Annotated in this window: 20 protein-coding genes; 7 read left to right on the top strand and 13 right to left on the bottom strand. The window is 61.9% G+C overall.

Features of this window, described 5'->3' with window-relative positions; all coding sequences use genetic code 11:
- The first annotated feature begins 21 nt into the window (after positions 1–21).
- Positions 22–303 (top strand): hypothetical protein, encoded by a 282-nt coding sequence (locus IB264_RS15590; RefSeq protein WP_128090383.1) that lies wholly within the window; start codon positions 22–24, stop codon positions 301–303.
- 81 nt (positions 304–384) lie between these two features.
- Here the strand turns inward: IB264_RS15590 and IB264_RS15585 are convergent, their stop codons facing one another.
- The 9 genes from IB264_RS15585 to IB264_RS15545 form a co-directional block, all read right to left on the bottom strand.
- Positions 385–1962 carry an ABC transporter substrate-binding protein gene (locus IB264_RS15585; protein WP_192433743.1) on the bottom strand — a complete coding sequence of 526 codons (1578 nt, stop codon included), beginning with the start codon at positions 1960–1962 and terminating at the stop codon, positions 385–387.
- A 49-nt stretch (positions 1963–2011) separates the two neighbouring features.
- Positions 2012–3106, bottom strand: a complete 1095-nt coding sequence (locus IB264_RS15580; RefSeq protein WP_025428509.1) for a DUF917 domain-containing protein — start codon at positions 3104–3106, stop codon at positions 2012–2014.
- Complete coding sequence (locus tag IB264_RS15575) at positions 3103–4233, bottom strand: DUF917 domain-containing protein (RefSeq protein WP_025428508.1); 1131 nt, start codon at positions 4231–4233, stop codon at positions 3103–3105. The genes IB264_RS15580 and IB264_RS15575 overlap by 4 nt, the downstream gene beginning before the upstream one ends.
- Positions 4226–5785 (bottom strand): hydantoinase/oxoprolinase N-terminal domain-containing protein, encoded by a 1560-nt coding sequence (locus tag IB264_RS15570; protein ID WP_107027192.1) that lies wholly within the window; start codon positions 5783–5785, stop codon positions 4226–4228. The genes IB264_RS15575 and IB264_RS15570 overlap by 8 nt, the downstream gene beginning before the upstream one ends.
- A gap of 49 nt (positions 5786–5834) precedes the next feature.
- Positions 5835–7502, bottom strand: coding sequence for an ABC transporter ATP-binding protein (gene nikE, locus IB264_RS15565; protein ID WP_025428506.1), 1668 nt, complete (start codon positions 7500–7502; stop codon positions 5835–5837).
- Positions 7503–7506: 4 nt separating this feature from the next.
- Positions 7507–8367 carry an ABC transporter permease gene (locus IB264_RS15560; RefSeq protein ID WP_025428505.1) on the bottom strand — a complete coding sequence of 287 codons (861 nt, stop codon included), beginning with the start codon at positions 8365–8367 and terminating at the stop codon, positions 7507–7509.
- Positions 8367–9395: an ABC transporter permease gene (locus IB264_RS15555; protein WP_025428504.1), complete on the bottom strand. Its 1029-nt coding sequence runs from the start codon at positions 9393–9395 to the stop codon at positions 8367–8369. The genes IB264_RS15560 and IB264_RS15555 overlap by 1 nt, the downstream gene beginning before the upstream one ends.
- Positions 9396–9579: 184 nt before the next feature.
- Positions 9580–11943 carry a LuxR family transcriptional regulator gene (locus IB264_RS15550; protein ID WP_192433741.1) on the bottom strand — a complete coding sequence of 788 codons (2364 nt, stop codon included), beginning with the start codon at positions 11941–11943 and terminating at the stop codon, positions 9580–9582.
- 123 nt (positions 11944–12066) lie between these two features.
- Positions 12067–12966 (bottom strand): LysR family transcriptional regulator, encoded by a 900-nt coding sequence (locus IB264_RS15545; protein WP_192433739.1) that lies wholly within the window; start codon positions 12964–12966, stop codon positions 12067–12069.
- Positions 12967–13076: 110 nt separating this feature from the next.
- Between IB264_RS15545 and IB264_RS15540 the strand changes: the two genes are divergently transcribed.
- The 4 genes from IB264_RS15540 to IB264_RS15525 all read left to right on the top strand — a co-directional run bounded on the left by IB264_RS15540 (position 13077) and on the right by IB264_RS15525 (position 17921).
- On the top strand, positions 13077–13787 hold the full coding sequence (locus IB264_RS15540) for an SDR family oxidoreductase (RefSeq protein WP_057211337.1): 711 nt from the start codon (positions 13077–13079) through the stop codon (positions 13785–13787).
- A gap of 442 nt (positions 13788–14229) precedes the next feature.
- Positions 14230–15267, top strand: a complete 1038-nt coding sequence (locus IB264_RS15535; protein ID WP_192433737.1) for an isopenicillin N synthase family oxygenase — start codon at positions 14230–14232, stop codon at positions 15265–15267.
- Positions 15268–15309: 42 nt separating this feature from the next.
- On the top strand, positions 15310–16671 hold the full coding sequence (locus IB264_RS15530) for an O-acetylhomoserine aminocarboxypropyltransferase/cysteine synthase family protein (RefSeq protein WP_081788924.1): 1362 nt from the start codon (positions 15310–15312) through the stop codon (positions 16669–16671).
- 221 nt (positions 16672–16892) lie between these two features.
- Complete coding sequence (locus IB264_RS15525) at positions 16893–17921, top strand: NADP-dependent oxidoreductase (RefSeq protein WP_192433735.1); 1029 nt, start codon at positions 16893–16895, stop codon at positions 17919–17921.
- A gap of 239 nt (positions 17922–18160) precedes the next feature.
- Here IB264_RS15525 and IB264_RS15520 read toward each other — a convergent pair whose 3' ends face one another.
- Entirely contained in the window at positions 18161–19930 is a 1770-nt protein-coding gene (locus IB264_RS15520; RefSeq protein ID WP_192433733.1) for a hypothetical protein, read from the bottom strand.
- A gap of 223 nt (positions 19931–20153) precedes the next feature.
- Positions 20154–20426 carry a hypothetical protein gene (locus IB264_RS15515; RefSeq protein WP_057211345.1) on the bottom strand — a complete coding sequence of 91 codons (273 nt, stop codon included), beginning with the start codon at positions 20424–20426 and terminating at the stop codon, positions 20154–20156.
- A gap of 594 nt (positions 20427–21020) precedes the next feature.
- Here IB264_RS15515 and IB264_RS15510 point away from each other — a divergent pair.
- Positions 21021–21704 carry a hypothetical protein gene (locus IB264_RS15510; RefSeq protein WP_057211346.1) on the top strand — a complete coding sequence of 228 codons (684 nt, stop codon included), beginning with the start codon at positions 21021–21023 and terminating at the stop codon, positions 21702–21704.
- A 61-nt stretch (positions 21705–21765) separates the two neighbouring features.
- Here IB264_RS15510 and IB264_RS15505 read toward each other — a convergent pair whose 3' ends face one another.
- Together IB264_RS15505 and IB264_RS15500 are read right to left on the bottom strand one after the other, a co-directional pair.
- Complete coding sequence (locus tag IB264_RS15505) at positions 21766–22728, bottom strand: HAD family phosphatase (RefSeq protein ID WP_057211405.1); 963 nt, start codon at positions 22726–22728, stop codon at positions 21766–21768.
- Positions 22729–22871: 143 nt separating this feature from the next.
- Positions 22872–23801 (bottom strand): formylglycine-generating enzyme family protein, encoded by a 930-nt coding sequence (locus IB264_RS15500; RefSeq protein ID WP_057211348.1) that lies wholly within the window; start codon positions 23799–23801, stop codon positions 22872–22874.
- Positions 23802–24123: 322 nt separating this feature from the next.
- Between IB264_RS15500 and IB264_RS15495 the strand changes: the two genes are divergently transcribed.
- Positions 24124–25095 (top strand): MoxR family ATPase, encoded by a 972-nt coding sequence (locus tag IB264_RS15495; RefSeq protein ID WP_057211349.1) that lies wholly within the window; start codon positions 24124–24126, stop codon positions 25093–25095.
- Positions 25096–25098 lie beyond the last annotated feature (3 nt).

The following is a 25098-nucleotide window of genomic DNA, read 5'->3' as shown; positions in this document are numbered from 1 at the left end:
AAAGTCACGCTATGATTTGCCATGTTGAAGCGGATCGGGCCGATCCGTAGGGAACTGGGGAAAATCATGCAATCTTCGATCGCCATGTCCTTTGAACCTGAAGACAAGGAGAAGGAGCTGCTCGCGCTGGCCCGCCTTGTCACCTACGCGCGCGATTCTTCGCGCACACTGAATGTCGAAGGTGTTCAATATTGCCTCGAGCTGGCGCTCGCCGCGCTGCTTAAGGAAGTCGAGGAATGCGGCGACAAGACCGCACTGCTGACCAACGAACTCATGAGCCGCGCCAGCCTCGGAAACTGCTGAGCAGACGAGGTCGACTTCAATTTCGCTGGTGGCACAGAAAAGGGCCCTGCTTCGCGCTCCCGCAAAGCAGGGCTTTTCATTTTAATCGGCCTGGCAATCCCACCAGAAGCGCGAAAAGTTCAGGTCCCAGCTCTGCATCGGGATATAGGCGTAACCCTGCAGGCATTTGCTTGCTGCATAACGCTGAGACTCCACCGTCAGGAATACATCGGTCTGTGCATCGGCGACCTTGCGCTGTATCTCCTTATAAAGATCGTTTTGCGTGGCGGGGTCCAGCGTCTCGCGTGACTTGTCAATCAGGGCGTCGATCTCAGGATCCTGCAGCCATTCCATCGAGGCCCAAGTGCCTTTCGCCTTGGAGTGATACTGCACATAGAAGACGCTGTCGGGTGACGGATAGGTCGGGCCGTAGAAGACCTGCGTGGTCGCCGGCGTCGTCTCGACCTTGGCCGCCAGTTCGGTGATGCGGTTCCACGGTTCCGGCTTGATGTCGAGTTCGATGCCGATCTGCTCCAGATTGGCCTGCATCAGCAGCGCCATATCTTCTTCGAAGGCCAAGCCCGTGACATAGGTATGGCTGAGCTTGATCGGCCCCTTGCCGGCATATTTCGACTTGGCGAGTTCTTCCTTCGCCTTCTCCAGGTTGTACTCCGGTGCAGGAAGGTCGTTGAGATAGGCGTCCTTGAACACGGATGCCAGCGGTCCGTTCATCGGTTCGCCGGGATGAATGACGTTGCGCACCGTTTCATAGTCGGTTGCGAGCGCAATCGCACGCCTGACGTGAATATCATCTGTCGGCGGCACCTTGGTGTTCATCTTGATGTAGAAGCCGGTTGCCGTCGTGCCGCGCAGGATCTTGTAGCCCGGCATCTTCTCGATCGCCTCGAAGGTCTCGTTTGCCTGGGCGCGCGCCGACATGCCGAGTTCGCCCTTGGCCGCGAGCGCCTTCACCGTTGCTTCGTCATGGGTGATGACGAAACGGATCTCGTCGATCGGCTTACCCTTGCTCCAGCCGCCGTGATAGCCCTCGTAGCGATTGACGACCATCTGCGAAGAACGCTGCCAGGATGAGAGCATGTAAGGCCCGGCGCCGGCCGGGTGATCGGCCAGATAGCCCGTCCCCCACTCTTCCTTGCTGTTTTCCCTGATCAGCTTTTCGTTGAGAACAAGGATCAGTGGCGTGTTGCTGATGAACGGCGCGTAGACTTTCTTCAGCCCGATCTCGACGGTCCGGTCGTCGACGACCTTCAGCTTGGCCGGGTCGACGATATCGGTGAAAAGGTAGGACGGGCCTTCGTTGATCGCCAGCAGGCGCTTGACGGTGTAGACGACATCGGAGGCCTTGACCGGCGTGCCATCCTGGAATGTCGCACCTTCCTTCAGCTTGAAGGTATAGGTCTTGTCGTCGTCTGAAACGCTCCAGCTTTCGGCAAGCTCCGGCACCACGGAGCCATCAGGGTTGACTGTCGTCAGGCCCGAATAGAGGTTCACGGCGGCCATGTATTCCGTGTAGTCGTTGATCTTGCCGGGATCGATGGTGCCGAATTCCTGCGTCGCATTGACGACGATCGACACCTTCTCCTGAGCCGCGGCCGGGGCGGTGAGTGCCGTTGTCTGCACCAGCCCCAGAAGCAGCCCTGTGATCAGTGTTCTCTTCATGTCTCAGTTCCCTTTTCGTTGATTGTCGTTGTTTTCGAATCAGTCGCCCTTAGGCGGCCGGATTGAGCGCCTCGACCGGCTCGTAGGCATGGTCGTAGCCAAAGTAGCCGGGGCCGGCGAGTTCGAGCCCCTTGGCCGTCCGCCACTGGCGATCGCAGGGAAGTCCGGTGAACTCGACCGTCAGGCCATAGCGCAACTGCTCGGTGGTAACGGGCAGCCCGCCATCGGCGTCGAGCGCGCAGATGAGGTCCGGCGTCGAGGCGATGACCTGTCCCCCATCGCCGCGGGCAACCAGGAACTCGTTCTGAAACGCGACTTCGAAGGTGCGGCCGGCAAAACCGTCGATGCCCTTGAGCAGGGCCCTCCCCCGCGCAAAACCGCCGGTCGTCGCCCGGTCGACATCGACGACGCGGCCGGTAAACAGATGCCGACCGTCGAACTGCTCGCGAAGCGCAATGCCGGGATGGCGCTTGGCGGCGCGCTCGGCCGCGATCGTCTCGCCGATACCCTTGATGAGACTGAGCGTGCCGCGCAGGATCCCGGCCTTCATCTGCGCGCCTGTCATCGGATAGGCGGCGACAAGGCTGGCGCCGCCCATCTGGATCGCCTGGACGCGGGCCAGCCGTTCGGTCCACAGGTTCGAGACCGCATTGATGATCGAGCTGTTGCCCTTGTCATCGGCATGAACCAGCGGCGTGGCGCTGATGTCATGCATGGTAAAGCTCACCATTTGCAGCTCGGGAAAGGCGCGGCCCATGCCGTCCCCGTCAATCAGCGGCAAGCCGGTTGCGGCGGCCACGGCAAACGGGATGGTCGAGTTCAATCCGCCGGCTTCCACGCAGATCAGGGCATCGGCCTTGCGTCCGAGAAACCTTTCGAGCTGGCGCAGCGCCTCCAGCGCCTCGTCGCCGCGTGGCAGTTTTTCCACCATTACCGTCGGCGCACCCATCATGAAGACGGGGACGCAGAGCGCATCATCGGCGATGGCATCGGGCTGAACCACGCGAACCGGACCGTTCGCCTCGATTGCAGTTCGGGCCATCAGCTTGCCGATATAGGGATCGCCGCCGCCGCCGGTGCCGAGATAGGCACCGCCGATGGCGATCGCTTCCATGTCGGCAGCGGTAATGAGCCGCTCGCTCATGGCTGCATCTCCTCGATCGGCTTGAAGGTGATGTCGTCGAAGCCGAAGGCTTTCGGGCCGACCACCTCAAGCGCTGCAGCCGAGCGCAGCAGCGAATGGCAGGGCAATGCCACGATCGCGACGCGCTGGCCGTAGCGCAGCATTTCGGTGGTGATCGCGTTGCCGCTGTCGACATCCAGAACGATGATCAGATCCGGCACCGACACTTCGACTTCGCCGTTGCGGCTGAAAACGAGGTTTTCGTTCTGGATCATCACCGAGGCGGTGTCGCCGTTGAAGGCATCGATGCCGGCAAGCTTGGCTTCACCGATGACGAAACCGCCACGCAGATGGCGTTCGAGATCGACGATCTTGCCGGAGAAAACCTGTCGGCCGTTTTCCTGGGCGCAGATGGCCGCAACCGGATCGGCGTGCTCGCGCCGCGCCTTCAGCACTGCCCGCCCGAGCGAGACCGCCTGGGTGTAGGAATGCGGGATCGAGTACTTCTTGAGGAAGGCACCCGTCATCGGCGCCGAGGCGAGTGTCGATGCGCCCCCTTGCGAAACGACGCAGGCGCGCGCCATTCGCTCGTGCCAGAGTTCGGATGCCGCGTGCTGGAACAGGACGACATTGCCGTGCAGGTCGCACATGACGCTCGGGGTCGAGCGATGACCGTAGATCGAGAAGGTGGTCATCTGCATTTCCGGGAAGGCGCGCCCCATGCCGTCGCAATCAACGACCGGCAGGCCGGCAAAGGCGGCCGCGATCAGCGGCTCCATCGAATTGGCGCCGCCGATTTCTTCGCAGACGATCGCGTCGATGGCGATACCGAGATGCTCTTCGAGTGCGCGAACACAACGCAGGCCTTCGCGCCCTTCCTTCAGCCGCTCATAGGCAACGACCGGTGCGCCGATCCCGCCGAGCGAGATGCAGCGCGCATCGTCCGCCAGCCGGTCGAGCGGCAGGATCGACAGGCTATAGCCGCTTCGCATCGCCAGTCGCGCCCGCAGTTTGCCGATGTAAGGGTTGCCACCGCCGCCGGTGCCGAGAATACCGGCACCGATTTCCAGCGCCTCCAGGTCCTCTTCGTCGAGCACCCAGAGATCGGACGGATCGTAGTTCAGGGCCTTCAGTGCACGCTCAGCCATGGAAGCCTCCCATTTCGCCGACAACCTTGACGTGGATGCGGGTGGCATTCCCCGGCAGATAGGCAAGCGGCACGTCCTCCCGCTCGATGACCTGGATCGTTTCGGCGATGGCGCCGGCCGAAAGCGCACGTTCCGTCGCTTCCTGCTCCGCCTGCTTCAGGCAGATTTCGCGCGTCAAACCCTTTTCGAGCGCAAAGACGCGATCGACTTCGCCGCTGATCTGGGCGATGGCCGCACCGACCGCATTGGCGACGGCGAAATTCTCAGGTCGGATGACCTCCAGATCCCCAAGCCTGTCCGGCATCAGGATCGAACCACCGCCAACCGCGATGACCGGGATCGGATCGGACGAGACGCGGCTGCGCTCCACCGAGTTTGCCAGCATCGACACGATCCGGGCATGAGCCTTTTCGGCCAGCGCCCGGTCGAGATGCGCGACCTTGGACGCATCGCCGATATCGGCCTTGCCGAGTGCGACGGCGATATCCGTCGTCGTCAGGGTCTGGCCGCCGAAGACCAGCGCCTCCTTGGCGATGCGATAACCGACCGATTGCGGGCCGACCGTAACCTCGCCATTGGCAAGTTCGCGCACCAGCGAGCCGCCGCCAAGCCCGATCGAGAACACATCGGGCATGCGGAAGTTGGTGCGCACGCCGCCGACGTCGACAATTGTCGCCGCCTGGCGCGGGAAGCCGTGGTGCAACGCGCCGACGTCGGAGGTCGTGCCGCCAATGTCGACGACGATCGCCTCCTTGCGGCCGGTCAGGAAGGCTGCGCCGCGCATCGAATTGGTCGGGCCGGAGGCGAAGGTCAGGACAGGAAAGCTTCTGACCGTGGCAGCCGCCATCAGCGTGCCGTCGTTCTGGGTGATGAAGAACGGGCAGGAAAGCCCGGCATCCTTCAGCGCCTTGGCGAAGGCGTCCACCGTCTTGGCCGCAAGCGACAACAGGCTCGCGTTCATGATGGCGGCGCTTTCACGCTCGAGGAGCCCGATGCGGCCGATGTCGCCGGAGACGACGATCGGAAGGCCAGGGCAATGTTTTTCGATGACAGCCTTGGCCCGCTGCTCCATCTCGGCATTGATGGGGCTGAAGACGCAAGTGATGGCGGCGGCCTTGACATTCTTGAGGCGAATGTCGGCGGCGATGCGGATCAGTTCCTCTTCGTCGAGCGGCGCGATGGCACGGCCGTCGAATTCATAGCCGCCGCGCACGAGATAGGTGTGATGGCCAACGGCCTCGGCGAGATCGTTCGGCCAGTCGACCATCGGCGGCAGGCAGGCGGTTGCCGGGAGGCCGAGCCGGATGGCGGCGACATGGTTGATGTGCTTGCGCTCGATCACCGCATTGGTGAAATGCGTCGTGCCGATCATCACGGTGCTGATCTTGGAGCGATCGATGCCGGCCTTGGCGATCGCACCTTCCAGCGCTTCGATGACGCCTGACGTCACGTCTTCCGTCGTCGACGCCTTGACGCCCGACAGCACACTCCGTCCTTCCATGATGACGGCGTCGGTGTTCGTACCCCCGACATCTATTCCCAATCGATACACGGACAGTCTCCTTGTTGGCGGGCCTTCGGCCCTGTTTACTCGTTCGGCCTCAGGCCGTTGATCTCACCAGGAAGCGCGCTCTCTCCTCGACGCTTACCGTTGGTTTCAATGCTTCCTCCTCGTCGCTCATCACCGGAATCGCCGAGATGAGCGCGCGGGTATAGGGATGCTTGGGGTCGGCAAAGACATCCGCCGTGCGCCCCTCCTCGACGATCTCGCCCTTCAGCATGATGGCGATGCGGCTGCAGAAATTGCGCATCAGCGAAAGGTCATGGGAGATGAAGAAATACGTCAACCCAAGCTCGTCCCTGAGGCGTTGCAGCAGGGCGATGACCTGCTTCTGCACCGAGACGTCGAGCGCCGACGTCGGTTCGTCGAGAACGATGATCTTCGGCTCGGCCGCAAGCGCCCGGGCGATCGCCACGCGCTGCTTCTGCCCGCCCGAAAGCTCGTGCGGATATTTCGAGAGGTGGGCGGACGGCAGATTGACCAGCGCCATCAGTTCCTCCATCCGCACTGTCGCTGCCTTGCCGCGAAGACCGACATGGCTGAGCGGTACGGCCAAGGTCTGCGTCACGGTGCGTTTGGGGTTCAGCGACGTGCCGGGATTCTGATAGACGATCTGGGTCAGCCGTTGCGACGCGCTTGCCTGCGCAGGCGAGCCAACGCTGATCGTGCCGGAACTCGGCGCAATCAGCCCCATCACCATGCGGGCAATGGTGGTCTTTCCGGAACCGGATTCGCCGGCGAGGCCAAAGATCTCGCCCTCGGGCACCGACAGCGTCACCGGCTTGACCGCCTCGTGGCGCTTCATGCGGCCGAGGAAGGGCTTTTCGACATAGACCTTCCCGGCCCCTTCGAGCGTGATGATCGGCGCATTCGACGAAACCGGCTGATCAACCACCTTTGACCCGTAAAGCGGCGGGATCGCATCGATCAGATCGATCGTGTAGCGCTGCCGCGGCGCCTGGAAGATCTGGCGCAGATTGCCGCTTTCGACGATCTCGCCATGACGCATGACGAAGACGCGATCCGCCGTTTGCCGGACCACACCAAGATTGTGCGTGATCATCAGCAGGGAAAGGCCCTCGCTGTCGACCAGCCGGTTGATCAGCTTCAGGATTTCGTCCTGGGTGGTCACATCAAGCGCCGTGCCGGGTTCATCGGCGATCAGCAGTTGCGGTTGATGCAGGAGCGCAAGGCCGATCAGCACGCGCTGGCGCATGCCGCCGGAAAGCTGCGAGGGATAGGCGTCGAAGACCCGTTCCGGATCCTGGAGCTGCACGCGGCGAAGGACCTCGAAAATGCGCTGCTTGCGGTCTTTCGCCGAGCTTCGGACGCCATCGCGCCGATCGGCGTAATACATGACGTCGTCGAGGTGCCGGCCGATCCGGAATACCGGATTGAACGAAGACAACGGGTCCTGCATGATGATCGAGAACGCCGTGCCCTTCAGCGCTTCGCGCTCGCGGCCAGGCATATCGAGCACCCGTCTGCCGTCATATTCGATGTTGCCGCTTTCGATGCGGGCATTGTCCGGAAGCGTACCGAGGATCGCCTTTGAGGTGACCGACTTGCCCGAACCGGTCTCGCCGATCAGCGCCACGCGCTCGCCCCGGCCGATCGCGAAGGAAACATCCTTCAGGATATGCTGGCGGCGGCCATAGGTGGTGAAGGCGATATTGAGGTCTTCGACCTTGAGGAGAGGAGTGCTCATCGTCTCAGGCCTCCACATCGAACATGTCGCGCAGCCCGTCGCCGAGCAGGTTGAAGCCGAGCGTGGCGTAGAAGATCGCAAAGCCCGGGGCCAGAACCTCCCACCACTTCTCCGGCAGGAACTGCCGGCCGTCGGCAACCATCGAGCCGAGGTCCGGTGTCGGCGGTTTCACGCCGAGGCCGAGGAAGGAGAGCGTCGCGCCGAAGAGGATGACGAAGGCAGCATCAAGCGTCGTCTTCACCGAGATGACCGAGATGCAGTTCGGCAGGATCTCCTTGGCGAGGATGTGCAGGTGGCTGGCGCCGGCGAGCCGCGCTGCCTCGATATAGTCTTCCGCCGCGATCGACTTCGTGACGCGATAGACAAGGCGGGCATGCCAGGTCCACCAGAGCAGGGTGATCGCCAGCATGGCATTGACCAGATTGGGCTCAAGCACGTTGCCGATCGCCAGGGCCATCACCAGCGGAGGGATCGCCAGCATGATATCGGTAAAGCCGGTTAAGAGCCGCTCCGTCAGGCCGCCGGCATAACCGGCGATCATGCCCAGCGCCGAGCCGATCGGCACTGCCACGCCAAGCACGCCGATGACGAGCAGCAGCGACACCCGGAAGCCGAAGACCGTGCGCGAAAAGATGTCGCGACCGGCCTTGTCGGTGCCGAACCAGTTGTCGACATCCGGCGGCATATGACGGTTGCGGAAGTCGACGACGGCGCCGACATGTTCGGGAAAGCGCGCAATCAGCGGCGCGAAGATGGCCATGGCGATGACCGAGAGCACGATCAGCGCGCCGATCACGGCGGCCGGATTTCGGCTGAACCGGTACCAGGTCATGTAGCCGGCGGACAGGCGGGTCGTATCCTGCATCAGCGGGCCTCCTTGAAGCGAAGCCGCGGATCAAGGATGCTGATGATCAGGTCGATGACGAGATTGGCGGCGATGAAGAAAATACCCGAGACGAGGACCACCGCCATGACGGCGTTGAGGTCTTTCTGCAGGATGGCGTCGAGACCGTAGGAGGCAAAGCCGCCCCAGGAGAAGACCATTTCGACGACGAAGGCGTTGCCGATCAGCGAGGCAAATTCGAGCCCCATGATCGTCAATGGCGCGATCGACGAAAGCTTCAGCAGATAGCGAAACACGATGACGCGGTCCGGCACGCCGAAGGACTTCAACGTCAGCACATGATCGCGACGCTGATGATCGATCATGGCCGAGCGGGTGATGCGGGTGATCTGGCCGATACCGGCCATTGCCAGCGCCAGCGCCGGGAAGACCAGATGCTGAAGCGCGCTCAGAAACACATCCGGGCGGCCGGCAAGCAGGCTGTCGACCAACAGGAAGCCTGTCGGGCCAGCGGGCGCGCCGAGCTGGAAATCGACCCGGCCGAGAGTGGGCCAGGAAGGGAAATGATCCGCGGCAATGATCTGCAGGGTAACCGCGAAGAGAAAGCTCGGAATGGTGACGCCGATGAGCGAGAAGAAGCGGCCGCTATTGTCGATCCAGCTGTTTCTGTAGCGCGCCGTCAATACGCCAAGTGGCACGGCCACTGCGAAGATGATGACGATGGTGGCGATCACAAGCTCCAGCGTCGCCGGCAGGAAGGTGGCGATATCGGCGCTGACTTCCCGATCGGATACGATCGAGCGCCCGAGATCGCCGGTCACCGCATGGCTGACATAGCTCACATACTGGGTGACCAGTGGCTCATCGAGCCCCATGCGCTGCCGGAGCTGGTCGACCTGCTCCTGGGTTGCGCTCGGACCGAGCGCCATGCGCGCCGGATCGCCCGGCACGATGCGGGCGAGGACGAAAATCATCAGCGACAACACGAACAGCACCATGAGGAAGCCGACCGCGCGCCGCGCAAACAATGCGACGTAATAATTGCCCATTGGCAACCCTTTCCCCTCGGCCGGTTATCGCCCGGCCTGTCTGCCGCTTTTTGCGGTCGAGGGCAGTTTCAAGCCGAAAGGGTCGTTTGCACAACGGCTTGAAAGGATAGGTTTTGACAAGAAAGGTATAGGTTTTGTTCTGGCCCACGAAGGAATGGCGCATATCATGCCGGCTGCAACCTGGTCAGGAAATGACGCCGAGTGCCTTTGCCGCGGTAATCGCTTCGCGCCGACGACCGCAGCCAAGCTTGCGATAGAGATTGCCGAGATGGAATTTCACCGTCGCTTCGCTCAAGCCCAAAGCATGGGCGATGAACTTGTTCGACGCTCCCTCCGCAATCATCAGCAGCAGACGCGTCTCGCGTCGAGTCAGGCCATTCTTTTCGCCGAGCGTCGTGTTGGGCAGGCCGGTATCGCGCAGGCGCCGCATGATCTGCTGCGCGGTGGGCGTCGTCTGCAGGAAATCGCTGATGCGCCGGTCGCCCGTCAGCTCGCGCAGGAATTGGCGCTCCTCCGAGAGTGGCGCGATGGTGCCGAGCCGGGCTGCATTCTCGAAGGTCTTCTGCAGGATGGAGCGCGCACTTGTCAGATTGCGCCGGCGGCGGGCGACATAGGCCTGCCAGACTTCGATGCACAATCGCTGACGGCCGGTCAGGTTGAGATTGCTGGCCATAGCGGAGAGCTGTCGGTCGAGATGGACGCGACCCGGCATTTCGAAGACGATGTGGCGCAGCCAGACGACGGCCAGCGCGATCTCGTCGCGGTCCTGCAGGCGGGTCAGTTCGTCGACGGCCGCCTCCACCCAGGTTCTGTTGATGCGAGCCTGCACGGAAGCGAGCTTTTCCGCAGCCTCCTGCCAGCGGTTGCCGTTTTGAAGAATGACGGCGTCCCGGACCTCGATCATCAGGCGGAACTGCCTGTTGTAGACCTGATAGGCACGCCAGCGATCGAGGAAGCCTCGTGCCGCAATCATCGAAAAATGCTCGCTCAGCGCCTGGCTGCCGTATTGAAGCGCGAATTCGATCAGGCTCGGCCAGATCTCCCCATGCGAGAAATCATCCATCTCGGAGGTCAGGAAGCGCGCCAGCGGCTCGGGCTTGCCGTCCTCATATTCCACACAGGCCTCCAGCAGTGCCAGCAGTCGTTTGTCCATGGGGCTGTCGAACGGTACGCGCGACATCTGTTCAGCGGCATCGACAGCATTCTTGCGCGCCCGCACCGCGTCACCGCTCATCAGATGCATCATCGCCTGGTGCAGGTTGATGTAGAAACACAGGAGCGGCACGCCAGCACGCTCATAGTGGAAGAGCGCACGGTCGGCGATGTCCTGCGCGACAGCGAACCGCCGTCGCCGGATGTAGAACTCCAGGATCGAATTGTAGATGCTGCCGCGCTCCAGATCGGCGTCGAGCGGAAATTCCGACAGAAGCGTGGTCGATTGCTCCAGCAGGTCGTCGCCAAGCACGACATCCTCGTAAATGAGCATCACCAGCCGGAAGGAGCGGAAGGCCGCCGAGAACGCTGCACGGTCGCTCAGCACCTTCAGCACATTGTTGGCGCGCGATCCGTAACAATCGGCAAGCAGCCGCTGCGCGCGCAGGACCTCGCCGCGCTTCAGCGCCTGCATGGCAAGCGCCGTCACGATGCCTTCGTTCTGCGCCGCCAGCTCGGCCGGAAACCCGGCGAGAACCCGGTCGAACGCCTCGGAACCGTGGAAAAAGATGTAATACCGCCCGAAGGCCGCAACGAAGGCGCGAACTGCCAGTTCGTGAAGCCCGGCGCGCTGCAAGACAAGGATCGCTTCCGTCTGCATGCCGTGCGCGGAATAGGCCGCCGAGATCACTGGTACGCGGGCGCTATCCTTGAGCCGTTCGGCCAGCACCATGTCAAGGGCTGCGGCAAGCACACCGCCGATACCGGTTGCCTGCAGATAGGCAGGCACCGCTTCTTCCGCGCTGGCCAACGGCTTTGGCGCCTGCTGGGCAAGGCTGAGCTGGACGAGCTCGGAATCTGCCATTTCGCGCAGGACATCGTCTGCCAGAAAGCGAATGACCGCCGCCTCGTCTCGCGATTGCCGGCCCAGCAGCCCAACCAGAAACGGCCATCCTCCCGTTTCGGCCAGCAGCCGGGCCGCCTCGGTCTTACCATAAGACGTCTCGAGTTCGTCGAGCGAGAAGCAGAGGTCGTCAGTACCGAGGCAGAACGCCTTGCCATAGGCAATCGCCCGATCGAGGCCGAGAAGCCGGGTTCGCGGTCGTTTGGCAATCACGACACGTCGGCCCCCGTCCTGCCAGCCGGCAGCAACTTCGGCCTCATGGACGTCCGACGGCACGTCCCAGAGCAGCACCTCGCCGAAGGTGTCTTCGCCAGGCGGAAGCACCGATCGCCATATGGGACATTGAAGCTTCGACGCCAGCTGAGACAACAGCGTCGATTTCCCCATGCCCGCAACGGCGTCCAGAACAACGATCGGCTCCGCTGCCGTTGCGATGCGCCGCAGGAGGTCATCTCGCCGGATGTCGATCGCTTCGTGGGACGTATCAGCCATTCATTATCTGCCCGTCGGGATCTGGGCCCGGTTATCGCCGAAACCTAGTCAATGATGCTCGGGTTAGAAAGACCGAATGGACCGGGCGACTTGCGTCGCGACCGCTTTATCCGCCACGCCGTTTCAGAAATCGCGAAAACAATCGACCAATGCGTCGACCGCGATGCGCAAGCGCGGGGTCGTGCCGAGCCGGTGCGGCCAGAGCGCGTAGACGGGAAGAGGTGTCGGCGCAGAGGCTTCGAGGACGGGAGCCAGACGACCATCTGAGATCGCGTCGGCAACGATCCAGCCCGGCAATTGCACCAACCCGTGTCCACGGCAGGCGGCGTCCGCCATCAATGCGTGATCAGCGATGCTGAGGGTGCTGCGCACGTTGATGTGCCTCGTCTGCCCGGACTCAGTAAACCGCCAGCTCTCGGCTACAGGCCCTCGGGATTGTGTTACGCAGAGATGCGCAGCGAGCTCCGAGGGGCGCGACGGCGTCCCGTGCCTTGCCAGATAGTCCGGCGCGCCGCAAACCGTCAGGCGTTGCTGGCCGAGCTTCCTGACCATCAGGTCACCCCCACCAGCGAGCTCGCCGACGCGCACGCATAGATCGATATTCTCCTCGACCAGATCCACAAGCCGGTTGGTAAAGGCAATATCGAGTTCCAGCTTCGGATAGTCGACTGCCAACGCGATCAGACTAGGCGCGGCAATGCGCCGACCGAGCAGCTCCGGCAAGCTCACTTTGAGCCGGCCGGCCGGCTCCTCCATGCGCGAGGCGAGCGCCGCCTCGACGGCGGCCAGTTCCGCCGCGGCGCGTTCGCAACCCTCCAGGAACACCCTGCCCTCTTCGGTCAGCGCAAGGTGACGTGTGCTGCGCTGGAAGAGCCGCACGCCCAACCGCCCCTCGAGCCGCGAAACCGCCTTGCCCACCGTAGAGGTGGAAAGGCCGAGCCGCTCCGCAGCTTCTGAAAAGCTCGAGGACCGCGAGGCCTGCATGAAGGCCCTGACAGCACTGAGATGATCGCCGGGAAGCATGGCACACTCCAGAATTTAAATCTCAGGTACTGCGAGAAGTGTTCTCATAAGCGATTTTTGATCGCGGATATAGTGCCACCCAGTCATTCACATCTCAGGGATCCGACAGAATGAGAAAGCAGAGAGTATCAATCATCGGCGGCAGTTCCGGTATCGGCCTGCGTGTTGCCGAGCGCGCCATCGACCTTGGCGCAGAGGTGGTCATTGGCGGGCGCGATCCGGAAAGGTTGCAGCGCGCAACGATCAAGCTCGGTCCGAAGAGCCGCGCCATCGTTGTCGACAATATCGATCAGGACTCCTTGCGCCGTTTCTTCGAACAATCCGGCCCGATCAATCATCTCTTCACACCCGGCGCATCCTATTCGCGCGGCCGAATCGACAAGGCGTCCGACGACGTCGCCGAAAGCTCCTTCCGATCGAAGTTCTGGGGCCAGTATTACGCGGTGAAGCACGCCCTGCCCTATCTCGACAAGAACGGGTCCGTCACCTTGATGGCGGGCGCCTATAGCGTCAGGCCGGCGGCAGAAGGTGCCGCCTATGGCGCCTGCAATGCCGCGATCGAAGGTCTCGGGCGGGCGCTCGCCGTCGAGTTGGCGCCGATCCGGGTGAACGTCATTTCACCAGGGACGATCGATAGCGACCTATGGCGCCGCCAGCCCGACGCCATCAGGGAGGCCTCGTTCTCGAGCTACGCCGAGGCCGCGCTGCTGAAACGGGTCGGCACCACCGACGAGGTGGCGCATACCGTCATCTACCTCATGGAGAATGGTTTCATGAACGGCTCGACACTCTATCCCGACGGTGGCTTTGCGTTGCGTTGACGAAGCCGCCGGGAGCAGCCGCTGATTGGCTGCTCCCAGCACGCCAACACCATTCCCACAATGATGCGACTGAAGAGAACTGCCGCCCACTCCACACTCCACCACGGCCGAGGTCGCATTTTTCGCTTGTCCACCACCGCGCCCGGCGCATGGCGATCGCAGTGATCAATGCCGGTCATGAGGCATCAATGCGACGGCCGGCGATCCCCCAGCGATCCGGAGCAGAATAGAAATTCTCGCAAATGGGATTGTTGCCCAAATGCTTCTGCGCCTGCGGCTCCGTATTTAGTCTATATTTTCAATAGACAATATTGAATAACCGGCGCCGACAGGTAAGCTTCCCTCAGCATCTGCGGCCTGCCATTTCAGCGCCGTGTCGGCTTCACACAGGAGAGGACGGCATCGCCACCCGCCGCAGCCTAGAAAATGAAGGGAGCCACCATTGACTGACGCCAACTCATCCTTGCCCATTCTCGATCTGCAACGCTTTGCGGCGGACCATCCCGAGCGGGCGACGGCGCTTGAAGACTTGCGCAGCGTCGCCCGCTCGGTGGGCTTCTTCTACCTTGAGGGACACGGCATCCCGCAGGAACAGATCGATGGCGTCCTCGATCTCTCGCGCCGTTTCTTCGCACTGTCGGAACAGGACAAGCTGGCGATCGAAATGCGCAAGTCGCCGCACTTTCGCGGCTACAATCGCGCAGGTCTCGAATATACCCGCGGGACGCAGGATTGGCGCGAGCAGGTGGATTTCGGACCCGAGCGCGCGCCCCTCGCGATCCACGCAAACGATGCACCGTGGAAGCGCTTGGTCGGCCCCAACCAGTTTCCGGACGGCTTGCCCGAACTGAAGCCGGCGATCCTCGCCTGGATCGAGGCGGTGACCCGACTTGGCATCCGCCTGATCGAGGTTTTCGCCGAGGCGCTCGGACAGCGCGCCGACGTGTTCGAGCCGATCTATCGCGACGGCCCCAACCAGCTGTTGAAGATCATCCGCTATCCCGGCCGCGACGAGACCGAAAGCGACCAGGGCGTCGGCGCACACAAGGACGGCGGTTTCGTAACCATCCTGCTTCAGGATGAAGTCGGCGGCCTTCAGGTCGATGACGGCAAGGGTGGCTGGATCGATGCGCCGCCGAAGCGCGGCACCTTCGTCATCAATGTCGGTGAACTGCTGGAACTGGCATCGAACGGCTACCTGCTCGCCAATATCCACCGCGTCATCACGCCGCCCGCCGGCGGCGATCGCCGCTCGGTCGCCTTCTTCCTTGGCGCCAACCTCGCCTCGACCATCCCGGTGCTCGATCTGCCGCCCGAACTTGCGGCCGAGGTTCGCGGCGTGACGCAGGACCCGCTCAACCCGCTGTTCCACGAGGTCGGGCGCAACGTCCTGAAATCACGCCTCAGGTCGCACCCCGACGTCGCCGCTGCCCACCATGCCGATCTTGTCGAGCAGCTGAAGGCGCCGGTGCCGGCCTGATCCATCCCACTGCAACCACTCGAACGCTGAAGGAAGCAATCCATGACGATCCATCAAAAGCCTGAGGAGCCTGCAGTCGAAATCAAGGCTCCGAGCGGCCTGCGCGATACGTCGCGACCGCTTCAGCCCGAAACGCTGGCGCTTCATGGCGGCAGCTACCGTTTCGATCCGGTGAGCGGCGCCGTCGCCGTGCCGATCTACCAGACGACGTCCTATCAGCTGCCGGGCACCGATGGCGCAGACAAGCTGTTTGCGCTTGAGGCGGCCGGCCATCTCTACACCCGCGTGTCCAATCCGACGCAGGACGCATTCGAACAGCGCCTCGCCGAAATCGAGGGTGGTGCCGCCGCCCTCGCGCTTGGCTCCGGCCAGGCGGCGTCGGCCTTCGCCGTGCTCAATCTTGCTCGATCCGGCGACAATATCGTCAGCGCCGCCGGGCTCTACGGCGGCACCTGGGCGCTCTTTGCCTCAACGCTGAAGAGTTTCGGCATCGAGGTGCGTTTCGTCGATGCGTCCGATCCGGAGGCATTTGCGAAGGCGACCGACGAGAGGACACGGGCCTATTACGCGGAGTCGCTTCCCAATCCGAGCCTCGAAGTCTTCCCGATCGGCGAAGTCGCCGAGATCGGCCGTCGGTTCGGCATTCCGCTGATTATCGACAACACGGCGGCGCCCCTGACCATCCGCCCCTTCGATCACGGGGCCGCTATCGTCGTCTATTCCACCACGAAATATATCGGCGGACACGGCACCTCCATCGGCGGCGCCATCATCGATGGCGGCACTTTTCCGTGGCACGAACACGCCGAGCGCCATCCCAATCTGCACGAGCCGGATGCGAGCTATCAGGGCAAGACCTGGCTGGAAAAAGCCGCCGCCATCGACTTTCACCCCTATATCTTGCGTGCCCGCGCCGTTCTCCTGCGCGACCTCGGCGCTGCCATCAGCCCGCAGAATGTGTTCCAGTTCATTCAGGGGCTGGAAACCTTGCCGCTGCGCATCCGCCAGCACAGCGAAAACGCCATCAAGGTCGCGGATTTCCTCCGCGCGCACCCAAAAGTGGCGCGTGTGATCTTTCCGAAGTTTCAGGACGGCGACGCCAAGGCACGCGGCGAGAAATACCTGCGCAACGGCCACTATGGTGCACTGGTCGGTTTCGAGTTGAAGGAGGGACGCGAGGCCGGACGCCGCTTCATCGACGGACTACAATTGCTCTACCACGTCGCCAACATCGGTGACGCGCGGTCGCTGGCGATCCACCCGGCTACGACCACCCACTCGCAGCTCTCCGAGGTGGACCAGCTCAGAACCGGTGTCACCCCCGGCTATGTCAGACTGTCTGTTGGCATCGAGCATCCTGACGACATTATCGCCGACCTGAAGCAGGCGATCGACGCGGCGTAACCCGGCGAAATCAACAATGGGTTCAATGGCCCAACCGTCGGCAACGGTTGGGCCATTGTCATATTCGATTATCGGCCAAAGCTTCGAAAGTTCGGCACCGAGCCTAGGGCCAGAAGTCGCGGCTTGCCGTCTTGAGTGACGCCCGCGAAGGTAGCCAACCAGAAACATCTTACCCGCTACGCTGCCACAGAGCGCATGCGCCAGCGGCGAAAGGAAATGCCATGACCTCCGAAAACACCCAGATCCTTCTTGCTTCCCGCCCGGACGGCAAGCCGACACAAGACAATTTCAGGATCGGTCATTCCGCCATCCCGGAACCTGCCGATGGCCAGGTCCTGCTGAAGATCGTCTACCTGTCGCTCGATCCCTATATGCGCGGTCGCATGAATGCCGGGAAATCCTATGCCAGGCCCGTCGAGATCGGCGATGTGATGGAGGGTGGGACGGTAGCCCGCGTCGTGCGCTCGCGTCACCCGGATTTCGCCGAGGGCGATTTCGTGCTTTCTCATTCCGGCTGGCAGGCTTACGCCGTTTCCGATGGCGCAGCCCTGCGCAAGCTCGACCCATCGGCGGCCCCGCTGTCAACCGCTCTCGGGGTCCTGGGCATGCCCGGCTTTACCGCCTTTTCCGGCCTGCTGACGATCGGCAAGCCGAAGCCGGGCGAAACAGTCGTGGTTGCGGCGGCAAGCGGCGCTGTGGGTTCGGTGGTCGGGCAGATCGCCCGCATCAAAGGCGCGCGAGCCGTCGGGATCGCAGGGGGTGCCGCAAAATGCGCTTTCGTTCGCGACGAACTCGGCTTTGACGCGGTGATCGATCACCACGCAGCCGATTTTCCCGAGCAACTGGCAGCCGCCTGCCCTGGCGGGATCGACGTCTATTTCGAGAATGTCGGCGGACATGTTTGGGATGCGGTATTTCCGCTGCTGAATGATTTCGCCCGCATTCCCGTCTGCGGATTGATCGCACAATACAACAGCCGCCCCGGCGAACAGACGGGCGGCGACCGCCTGCCCCTCGTCATGCGTGACGTCTTGAGCAAGAGCCTGCAAATTCGCGGCTTTATCCAAAGGGAATTTGTCGACCAGCGCCCCGACTTCTATCGTGAAATGGCCGGTTGGATTACATCGGGCCAGATCCGCTACCGGGAAGACATAGTCGACGGCCTCGATAATGCGCCGACAGCCTTCATCGGGCTGCTGGAGGGCCACAACTTCGGCAAGCTCGTCATTCGCGTCGCCGACGAGAACTAACGCCTGGCGCGGCGGCCAGGCTTTGTCGCCGCCAACAGCGCCGCGCGTCTTTTCAGACGCGCAAAGGTCGCTGTAGCGCTTTGAATTGCTGCATGTTTTTGTCCATAAATCGGGTACGATTTAAGGAAACATGCAGTGGAGCATGTCGCGCAAAAGTGTGCCCCGGTTTTGCGATAACGACATGCGTAGAAACAAGAACTTAAAGCGCAGCAAGCGAATCTGAAAGATCGCGACGCGCTTTAGGGATTTTCGGCCGGTCGGATACCGGCCTTGCCGAGGCCGTCTTCGATCATCGCTGCCAGTTCCGGCGCATAGCTCCTTGTCACCGGTTTCGCCAAAAGCGAAATATCCGCAGGTCCCGTCGGCGCGCGCACCTCGTCAAGAGCGCTGGCCGCCTCCTGCGTCAATCCGAGCTGGCCGGCGACGGCCAGCCGCAGCAGGTTGACGGCCAGGTCCGATGTGTTTGCAAGCTGGCGCACACGAAGCAGGGCCTCCTCGTAACGGCGCCCGCGATAGGCGTCGAGCGCCAGCGTCAGCGCTGCATCGTGATGCACATACTCCCCATTCGCCTCCGCCAGCCGCGCCAATCTTACACCTTCGGACCAGTGGCCGGAGATGTACTGCAACAGCCCCAACCTCGCCGGAATGGCCTCGTCCAGCGGATTGAGCGCGCTGGCGCGCTGCCCTGAAAGAAAGGCTGCCTCCGTATCCCCCGCCGCAAAGCGCGCCATCATCTGCGCCACATAGCTCTGGCTTGCCTGGGGGGCGAGCGCGACTGCCTTGTCTGCCAGCTTCAACGCCCTGTTGCCAGCGATCGGCGAAGTATCCGCTTCGCCCGTCACCACCAGGATCATTGCCAGGCTTGCCGATACATCCGCGTCGTTTGCATTGTAGGCAAGCGACCGCTCGAGGCAGGCAAGCGCGCTTGCGAGATTTTCGGGGTCGGTTCGTGCCAAAGCCATATCGGCCTGCAACACGCAGCCATAACCGAGGGATGGCGCACTGACCTGGCGTGCAGCCTCCAGGCTGGTGATGACGCCGTCTTCGCCCGCAAGTGCGCGCGCAAGTCTCACCAGAAGCGTCTGTTGAATCTGGTGGGCATCACCGCTCTCTAGTGGCAGCTTCGAGACACCGGAGCGCAAAGCCTCGCTACTCTGTGGGTCCACCACCTGCCAGGCGAGCTCGTGAGCATCGTTCGCCATGCTGTAGCTGATCGACAGTCTATATTCCTTGCTGCCGGCAAGGCGGACAGCCGGTCTGGGTGCAACCCAACCTGTCACCGATGCGACGTCGATGCCGGCAGGCTGCTCCTGCGCCAGCGTCCGTACCGACGAGAACTGCGACAGGGCATGCACCAGATAGTCGCCAATCTTCCTCTGCTCTTCGCCGTCTTTCACCCGTTGCGGCAGCACGTCGACAACGACGGTCGGCTTTTCGGACAGGATCGGTTTCCACGGGAAATGGTCGGCCATCGAAACGTAGAACGCTGCAGCCATCGCCAAAACCCCGGCGCTCGCAATGGCAACATTCGCCATGGAGATGCGGCGTCCGACGGCGACGGCCGAAGGCGATGGCGGGGGTGGCTCGGCGGCATCAGGCGCTATCGTCGGTGGAGCGAGGGCGGCTTGCGACGGCTTTCCGTCAGCCCTGACGAAGAGCGGGACGTAGTTGCCCTTGGGCAGTTCGATGCGCAAGGCGGCTTCATCGCCAAGCGCCTCGTAATATTGTGCCAGGGCCGCTCGAAGCCGCGACGCCTCGACGCGCACGATCGGATCGGTCGCCGGGTCGAAGGAACTCGGCCGGGCGAAGACATCGATCGCGATTGTATAGGCCTTCACCGAGGCTGAACGACCGGCGAAGAACTCGTCAACCAGGTATCGCAAGAGCTTGCGGTGTCGCTCTGTCCCATGAAAGCGCGGGTCGCCCAACATACGGTCGAGTTCGGCTCGCGCCGGGCGCTCGGCAACTGGGCAGTAAGCCGCTCGGTCCGCGTCTTCTCTTGTGTTCATAGCGCGCCCCCATTTACCTACAACCCGAGAGAGAGTGCAAATGCGAGGTGAACTCTAGATCACAGAGCCGGGAGCGGAAAGAGAAATGTCGGGCAGTCACAAAACATTTTTCTAACAAATGCCGCAGCCCCAAAATGAAACGGCCAGTGAACTGGAAATCCAATAAGATTATAGGGGCTGCGTGATAGAAACCGAAAATTCCAGACCAACGAACAACTGATCACTATGGATTAGATTCACTGCTTGCACTGGAGAGGCAGATGGAAATCACTTCTTCTTCGATCTCTAGACAGATCAGCTCGTACTCCGCCACCATCGACGCATCCTGCGGATCACGCCGACGCTGTCGATCCAGCATGGAGGTTGCCTCGTCATATGCCTCGCAAAGGCTGGCGAGCGGCATGTTCTTGGCGCTCAGCAGTTGCAACTGGCCGCGCAACACCGGAAGCTTGAGCATCAGCTTCAAAAGTCCCCGTTGCTTGGCTTCGTTGGGCATAGCGCTCTATCCGCTTGAACGACGATCGATGCTTCATGCCACGCCTGCGCGCGAAAATAGCGTTCGCGCGCCTCAGTACAGATCCGGAATGCCACCGGTACTCTGATTGCCAGCGTCTCGTTGAGATATGCCTACCTGACGGATGCAACCTCGGGTCAGGCAGACGACCAACTTCTGCCTATCCCTCTCCTGCCCCCGCAAAATCGCAGGAACCGTCCGTTTCCGGAAGTACGTAACAGTAACATTGCCGCCGCGGGCTTGACGGCGAAGCGATCCAGACCCCGAAAACGCACCGATGACACCTCGTCGGATCCGGCATTGATAGCCAGGCCAGGGCACGTTAATCGCAACCGCCACTCCACAGGCCAACGACGTGCAGCTTACCGTAATCGCGACGGCTTGCTTGGCATGGGCATTGCGCTACAGTTGGCTTCCACGGGGTGACACAGCTGACATATTGCGCTTCTCCACAGCGGTTCATCGCCGATTGTAACTGTTACGTACTTCGATGCGGAATACTGCGATGCTTAGAATGCCCGCGATGACATTCGGCGACAGGCCGTATCGCGTGCTGAGTACAACGGAGAGATTTCCATGCGATCCTTGGACAAGACATCTCATTGCGGACGTTTGGTAGCGTTCCTTTCTGCAGGGATCGCCGCGACCGGCCTGACGCTGCTGAGCACCGAGCTTGCGGCAAGCGACGACAAATTGAGCGGCCTGCCCTCACTCGTCCTTGGTGGGCTGACGGCGACAGCGCAGACACTCCAGTTCGAGACGCCTTTCAACAATCTCATCAATGCCGGCTCGCTTGCGATCACGCTCGAGAAGACGACACTCGACGAGGTCAAGGCCACGTTCGGAGGCAATATCCGCAGCCGGACGGTGGAGGGCATAACGGTCGGCTGGCTGTGCTACGAGCTTGCGACCGGAGATCTGCCGCGGCGGATCTGGTTCGTCGCGAACGACAGATCTGACGCAGCCACGCCCGCCCAGAAACCGGTGACATTCATCTCCACCGAAGAAGTTGCCGACGAAGCCGATAAATGTGACACCCCAACCGTTGCGCTCGCGCCGCTGTTGCTGCCGGTTCCGACCTTGATGGACGGCACGGAAGCCCTGGAGGAACGCTTCGGCGCAGCTCCGAAGCAAGGCATGGTGCGTTACACCCACCAGCAACAGGGCGAACAGAACACGACGGTCATGCAAATGCTTGTCTATCGGCTGAAAGGCGGCCACATCGATGGCATCGCCTTCACGCAGCTTACATCGAAATAGCGGGTATAATTGACATCCCTCGCGGCCGTGCTGGCGGCGAGTGATGTCCCCGGCACACTGTCTATTTCTCGAACGCGTAGATCCTGTTCCAGTCGGCTTTCATGTCGATGAGAAGCCATTTCCGCTGCTCCGCCTCGTTCATCGCCTTGTCGAGCTTGCCGACATGCGACTGGCGGTCATAGGCCCATTCCCGCTCGTCGTCGGTGTGGTGCACGATCATCCCGAAGCTCGGCCCTGCGCCAGAGGTAACCCACCGCAGCATCTCGTAGTCGCCGTCGGAATTGCCGGCGACAAAGATCGGGCGGCGACCAATGAACTTGTTGATGCCGACCGGCTTGCCGGGGCCATCGTCGATGAAATCCACCTTCGGTTCGCGCATGAGCACCGGGGTGTCACCTTGAAGTTCATACTTGGTGGTTATGGTGCTGCCGACAACCTGTTCCGGCGGTATCCCGTACATCTGCTCGGTCATCGGCCGCATGAATTCGATGCCGCCGCCCGAAACGATATAGGTCTTGAAGCCGTTTTCCCGCAGATAATCCAATACCTCCCTCATCGGCAGGTAGGTAATCTCGTTATAGGGCCGGTCGAAACGCGGGTGTTTCGCGGTTGCGAACCAATCCTTGACGATCTTCGTGAATTCGTCCGTCGTCATCCCTGCATGTGTCGCCATCGCGAGCTCGACAAGACCTTTCTCGCCGGCCGCAGCCACGCCGGCAATGTCGCCCTTCAGCAGCGATGCGAACGGCTCCTTGTCCTTCCATTCCGGGTGATCCGGGGCCATAGCCTTGATGCGATCGTTGATGAACATGCCCTGGAAATACATCGGCTGCTCGGTCCAGAGCGTACCGTCGTTGTCAAACACGGCGATACGGTCCACTTCAGTGACATAATCAGGGCCGCCTTCGGTCGTCACCCGCGTCACGAAGTCGATGATTGCCGATTTCGCCTCACCGTCGTTCCAGGAAGGAAGGCCAGCCGGAGGTGCATCAGCGGCCACCACAAGCGCCGGCGCGGCCAGCATCAATGCGAATGATGCCGCAACTCCCATAAAGGTCCGCCACCAGCCCTTCCGATGCGTATCCACATCAATCGACGCGAACTCTCCTGCCCTCAAAATCATCGGGTGTCCTCCTCAACTGAAACAAGACTGTCGGTGTTAGACGTCTACGGCCGGCGAATGCAGCGAAAGCCGATATGGGTCGTTGCCGCATTTTCCTCATGCGCGTGACGGGCCGCGGGGCGGTAGCGACGGCAATAGTTCGGCGCGCAGAGATGCGATCCGCCCTTCACCACCCGCCGCGCGATCAGGATCTCCGGCTGCCGTGGGTCGTAGCTTGCCTCAGCGCCGCCGCCGCGCGGATTGGAGGGGATGCAGCAGCTTTTTTGCGCAGGCTCCGGGTGGTTGCTCGACCAGTAGTCGCTTGTCCATTCCCAGACATTGCCGATCATGTCGTAAAGGCCATAGCCGCTGGGCGGGAAGCTGGCGACCGGCGACGTGCGCTCGAAGCCGTCAGGGCGCAGGTTCTCGGTCGGGAAGGCACCGTGCCAGGTGTTGGCCATGAAGCGGCCCTCCGGAACAAGTTCGGCGCCCCACGCATATTCCGCGTCATTCAGGCCGCCCTTGGCGGCGAACTCCCACTCGGCTTCCGTCGGCAGATCCTTGCCGGCCCATTTCGCATAGGCCATGGCATCGACATAGGAAATCTGCACGGCGGGATGGTCGAGCTTGCCGCGAATGTTGCTCTGCCGGCCATATGGCCTTTTCCAGTCGGCACCGAACTTGAAGTTCCACCATTGCGAGGGGTCACGGCTGGTGACGCGCTTCGGCGGATCGAAAATCACCGACCCCGGCCGCATCATTTCCGGCAGTGCACCCGGGTATTCCTTCGGGTCAGGCGCCTTCTCGGCAACGGTGACGTAGCCGGTCGCCTCGACGAATGCACCAAACTGCCGGTTGGTGACAGGCGTGACGTCGATCCAGAATCCGTCGACCTTCACCGGGTGAGCCGGTTTCTCTTCGGGGTAATGATGGTCGGACCCCATCGTGAAGGTGCCGCCTTCGATCCAGATCGGCTCGCGCGCGCTGATCGCCATTGGCGTTTCGTCGAGGGTCGGCCTTGTGGATAGTGTTTGCATGCGGCTTCGATCTCCCGGGCGGATGTCGCGTCCATCCTGATAGCCCGAAGTCTAGACGCAAACTTTCCGACTCCAAAGTACGTAACTGTTACGACGGCGCACGAATCGAATTCGGGCCCGTTTGCCCCGCCCGTGGATTGATCGAGAACCACAATCGCCCGCTTCGTTACTGTTACGTTCTTTCCAACGGGCCGCATGTAACCTTAATCTCCCTCAGAGTTCACAAATGAGAGTTCACAAGGGTTGGCGCCGCCGGGCCGGCGGGAGGGGCTAAATCTCAATGGGTACACGTGACGACATCGAACAGCTCGGCAAGCGGATCGGCGAAGCCATCGTTGGTCAACAGGGCATGATCGAACGCCTGCTACTCGGTCTCCTGAGCAACGGCCATCTGCTGGTCGAAGGCCTGCCCGGGCTTGCCAAGACGCGGGCCATCAAGAGCATGGCGAAGAACCTCGACGCCGAGCTGTCACGCATCCAGTTCACACCGGACCTTTTGCCCTCCGACATCACCGGCTCGGAGGTCTATTTCACCGAAGGCGGCAAGGGCGAGTTCCGCTTTCAGCAAGGCCCGATCTTCGCCAATCTCATCCTTGCCGACGAAGTCAACCGCGCACCGGCGAAAGTGCAGTCCGCCCTGCTCGAGGCGATGGAGGAGCGGCAAGTGACTGTCGGTGGCGACAGTCACGAGCTTCCCGACCTCTTCATGGTGATGGCAACGCAAAACCCGATCGAGCAGGAAGGCACCTACCCCTTGCCTGAGGCGCAGCTCGATCGTTTCCTCATGCACATCCAGGTCGATTATCCCGACGCCAAATCGGAGGCCGAGATCATGCGGCTGGTGCGGTCGGAAGAAACGGCTGCCGCCTCGAAAGTGAAGTCCAACGAAAAGCTGGCTCAGGATGCGGTGTTTACGGCACGCAAGGAAATCTCGGCAGTGACCGTCTCGAGCGCGATCGAGGACTATATCGTAGCCCTGGTTATGGCGACACGTTACCCGGACAAGCTCGACAAGGACGTGGCCAAATGGATCCAGGTGGGCATCAGTCCGCGCGGCGTCATCGGTCTCGACAAGGTCTCGCGCGCCCATGCCTGGCTGAAGGGAAGAGACTTCGTGACGCCGGATGACGTGCAGGCGACTGTGCACGACGTCTTCCGCCACCGGCTCGTCCTCTCCTATGAAGCCCATGCGGGCGGCACGACGGCCAACCAGGTCATAGACCGGATCGTGCAGCAGGTCGCTGTCGCCTGAGAG

This window comes from Ensifer sp. ENS11, assembly GCF_014851895.1.
Classification (GTDB): domain Bacteria; phylum Pseudomonadota; class Alphaproteobacteria; order Rhizobiales; family Rhizobiaceae; genus Ensifer; species Ensifer canadensis.
This window is presented reverse-complemented; position numbering and strand designations above follow the sequence as displayed.

Bases quoted from the DNA above. Each gene is read 5' to 3' on its own strand.
- IB264_RS15580 (WP_025428509.1), bottom strand. From the start codon at position 3,106: ATGAGCGAGCGGCTCATTACCGCTGCCGACATGGAAGCGATCGCCATC.
- IB264_RS15510 (WP_057211346.1), top strand. From the start codon at position 21,021: ATGCGATCCTTGGACAAGACATCTCATTGCGGACGTTTGGTAGCGTTC.
- IB264_RS15495 (WP_057211349.1), top strand. From the start codon at position 24,124: ATGGGTACACGTGACGACATCGAACAGCTCGGCAAGCGGATCGGCGAA.
- IB264_RS15515 (WP_057211345.1), bottom strand. From the start codon at position 20,426: ATGCCCAACGAAGCCAAGCAACGGGGACTTTTGAAGCTGATGCTCAAG.
- IB264_RS15590 (WP_128090383.1), top strand. From the start codon at position 22: ATGTTGAAGCGGATCGGGCCGATCCGTAGGGAACTGGGGAAAATCATG.
- IB264_RS15555 (WP_025428504.1), bottom strand. From the start codon at position 9,395: ATGGGCAATTATTACGTCGCATTGTTTGCGCGGCGCGCGGTCGGCTTC.
- IB264_RS15530 (WP_081788924.1), top strand. From the start codon at position 15,310: ATGACGATCCATCAAAAGCCTGAGGAGCCTGCAGTCGAAATCAAGGCT.
- IB264_RS15560 (WP_025428505.1), bottom strand. From the start codon at position 8,367: ATGCAGGATACGACCCGCCTGTCCGCCGGCTACATGACCTGGTACCGG.
- IB264_RS15585 (WP_192433743.1), bottom strand. From the start codon at position 1,962: ATGAAGAGAACACTGATCACAGGGCTGCTTCTGGGGCTGGTGCAGACA.
- IB264_RS15550 (WP_192433741.1), bottom strand. From the start codon at position 11,943: ATGGCTGATACGTCCCACGAAGCGATCGACATCCGGCGAGATGACCTC.
- IB264_RS15575 (WP_025428508.1), bottom strand. From the start codon at position 4,233: ATGGCTGAGCGTGCACTGAAGGCCCTGAACTACGATCCGTCCGATCTC.
- IB264_RS15525 (WP_192433735.1), top strand. From the start codon at position 16,893: ATGACCTCCGAAAACACCCAGATCCTTCTTGCTTCCCGCCCGGACGGC.
- IB264_RS15545 (WP_192433739.1), bottom strand. From the start codon at position 12,966: ATGCTTCCCGGCGATCATCTCAGTGCTGTCAGGGCCTTCATGCAGGCC.
- IB264_RS15505 (WP_057211405.1), bottom strand. From the start codon at position 22,728: ATGCTGGCCGCGCCGGCGCTTGTGGTGGCCGCTGATGCACCTCCGGCT.
- IB264_RS15540 (WP_057211337.1), top strand. From the start codon at position 13,077: ATGAGAAAGCAGAGAGTATCAATCATCGGCGGCAGTTCCGGTATCGGC.
- IB264_RS15500 (WP_057211348.1), bottom strand. From the start codon at position 23,801: ATGGCGATCAGCGCGCGCGAGCCGATCTGGATCGAAGGCGGCACCTTC.
- nikE (WP_025428506.1), bottom strand. From the start codon at position 7,502: ATGAGCACTCCTCTCCTCAAGGTCGAAGACCTCAATATCGCCTTCACC.
- IB264_RS15520 (WP_192433733.1), bottom strand. From the start codon at position 19,930: ATGAACACAAGAGAAGACGCGGACCGAGCGGCTTACTGCCCAGTTGCC.